This window comes from Nocardioides guangzhouensis, assembly GCF_004519545.1.
GTDB lineage: Bacteria > Actinomycetota > Actinomycetes > Propionibacteriales > Nocardioidaceae > Nocardioides > Nocardioides guangzhouensis.
On sequence record NZ_SDKM01000144.1, the window covers coordinates 1 to 470 of the forward strand.

At 68.1% G+C, this 470-nt stretch carries 2 pseudogenes; both read right to left on the reverse strand.

Annotated features, from left to right (window positions below):
* A pseudogene (locus tag EKO23_RS26360) lies at positions 1-256 on the reverse strand (YfcC family protein); the annotation flags it as partial.
* A pseudogene (locus EKO23_RS24870) lies at positions 253-470 on the reverse strand (hypothetical protein); the annotation flags it as partial. The pseudogenes EKO23_RS24870 and EKO23_RS26360, both read right to left, overlap by 4 nt.

Genomic DNA, 470 nt, shown 5'->3' on the forward strand with positions numbered 1-470 from the left:
CGGCGTCCTCGATCCCGTAGAGGCCGTTGATCGGGGCGGTCAGCGAGTCGATCAGGATCCGCTGCGGGTCGCCCGCCACCTCGTGGTAGGAGCCCGGGATCGGAGCGCCTTCCTTGTCGAGCTTGTAGGCCCCGGCGGGGATGATCCAAGTGGCGATCGCCATGACCACGATCAGCGCGAACAGGATGGTGTAGGCCGAGGGCAGCCGGAACCTGGGTCGGTTCTCGGGCGGGGCGGTGGTGGCCTGGTCGCTCACGGGGTTCTCCTCTCGTCGGGAGGTTCGGGGTTGCCGTCGATGACCTCGATCTGCTCGGTGTCCCCCCACGGCCGCGTCGCCTTGGGGACCTTGAAGCCCAGGTAGCCGTAGGCGACGTCGAGGACCGGGCTCAGCAGGTTGAAGAAGCAGTACGGGAAGTACGCCGCGGTGGAGACGCCGAGGACGCCGGAGATGTAGGCGCCGCAGGTGTTCC